The 1996-nt window shown below is 58.8% G+C and carries 2 protein-coding genes; both read right to left on the reverse strand.

Going from position 1 to position 1996, the window contains the following annotated elements:
- Positions 1 to 136 precede the first annotated feature (136 nt).
- Complete coding sequence (locus NWQ23_RS15485; RefSeq protein ID WP_306167291.1) at positions 137 to 1360, reverse strand: cysteine desulfurase; 1224 nt, start codon at positions 1358 to 1360, stop codon at positions 137 to 139.
- The gene (locus NWQ23_RS15490) at positions 1357 to 1953 is read right to left on the reverse strand and encodes a YIP1 family protein (RefSeq protein ID WP_306167292.1); all 597 of its coding nucleotides are present in this window, start codon (positions 1951 to 1953) and stop codon (positions 1357 to 1359) included. The genes NWQ23_RS15485 and NWQ23_RS15490 overlap by 4 nt, the downstream gene beginning before the upstream one ends.
- Positions 1954 to 1996 lie beyond the last annotated feature (43 nt).

Raw genomic sequence — 1996 nt, forward strand, 5'->3', positions numbered from 1 at the left:
TGGCCTCTGCCTTCGGAGGGCAGCGCTCTATCCAGCTGAGCTACGGGTGCTTTGGGGTGTCTATAGCGCCCGTAAAGCCCCCTCGCAACGGCAAAGTAGGGTGGATCTTGATCTACCCTACCCGATTGGTCCGGAGTTACCCAAACAGATCGTGGCAGAGTTCCAGAGCATCGATCAGGACGTCAACCTCATCGGTGGTATTGTACATCCCGAATGACGCCCGACAGGTGGCCCCCACCCCCATGTGCTCCATCAAGGGCATCGCGCAATGGGTCCCAGCCCGCACGGCCACGCCCTTTTTATCCAGCACAGTCGAGATATCATGCGCATGGGCCGCCCCGTCCAGCGTGAACGAAAAGATGGCACCTTTGGTCGCCGACATCCCCTGCACGCTGAGCCAGTTCAGCCCGGCCAGACGGTCGCGGGCATAGTCCCGCAATCCCCGTTCATGGGCGGCGATCTGGTCCATGCCGATATCCATCATATAGTTCAATGCAACCCCCAGCCCGATCGTCTGCACGATCCCGGGTGTCCCTGCCTCGAACTTCATCGGCGGGTCGTTCCATGTCACCATGTCGCGGGTCACGTCGCGGATCATATCGCCGCCACCCATGAAGGGGCGCATCTCGGCCAAGCGGGCTTTGCTGACAAAGATCGCCCCTGACCCCGATGGCCCATATAGCTTGTGCCCCGTGATCGCATAGAAATCACAGCCGATATCGGCCACATCAACCGGCATATGCACGGCTGCCTGGCTCCCATCGACCAGCACCGGCACGCCCTTGGCATGGGCGCCTGCTGTGATCGCTTTGACGTCAACGACGGTGCCCAGCACGTTGGACATATGGGTGACCGCCACCAGCTTGGTCCTGGGGCCGATCGCGTCGATCACCTTTTGCGGGTCCAGATCGCCGTTGGCATCCACATCGACCCATTTGATGACCACGCCCTGCCGTTCGCGCAGGAAATGCCACGGCACGATATTGGCGTGATGTTCCATGATCGACAGGACAATTTCGTCCCCCGCTTCCATCTGCGGCATGGCCCAGCCATAGGCCACCATATTGATGCCCTCGGTGGTGCCGGAGTTGATGACGATCTCGTCCTCTGACGGGGCATTGATAAACCGCGCGATGATCCCGCGCACGCCTTCGTATTTCTCGGTCGCGAGGTTGCTGAGGTAGTGCAAGCCGCGATGCACATTGGCGTATTCTTCGGCATAACCGCGCGTGACCGCATCAATCACGACCTGCGGCTTTTGCGCCGAAGCCCCGTTATCAAGATAAACCAGCGGTTTGCCGTTGACCTGCCGCGACAGGATCGGGAAATCGGCACGGATCTTTGCGACATCAAAGCTCATGCCACCCCTCCTGACGGGCCAATCCCCAGGATCGCCATGAGAAGCCCTGCCGCCAGTCCGGTCGCAAGCAATGCCAGAACGACCGCAGCGATGGCTTTGCCAAGATTGTTGAACTCGTGCAGCACGTTGACGAAATTCACAAAGCACCAGATCAGCGCGCCCAGCGAAAGAAGTCCGAAAAGCGAGGCAATCGCGGGGCTGATCAGCACCAGCACCAGTTGGATCACTTCCAGCGTGAGACTGACAGACTGGAACCAGACGATAATGGCAAGCGTGGCCACCAGCGTTCCTTTGCCGCCCAGCATCTGGCCGACATAAAAAGTGCCATAGACGAACATCACCAGAAAAATACCGATGATCGCCGCATAAGAGAAAGGCGACAGTCCAAAGACCTGATCCTGAAAGGCGACAGGTGCCGGTGTCAGCAGTTGCAGCAAGGTGACAAGGATCACATTGATCACAGCAACCAAGGCCAGTCCGGTCCAGAGCGTATTGCGCGGCACATCGACCGCGACAACTTTGCGGGCCATATCGGACGGCTCCATGATGCTGGTCCAGACAGCCCGCATCCACGTTTGAAAATCGACTGTCATACTGAGCTTTCAGCCTCGCGTAGGGATTGGATCCAGATGATCA

This window comes from Yoonia sp. (genome assembly GCF_030731595.1).
Taxonomy (GTDB): Bacteria; Pseudomonadota; Alphaproteobacteria; order Rhodobacterales; family Rhodobacteraceae; genus Yoonia.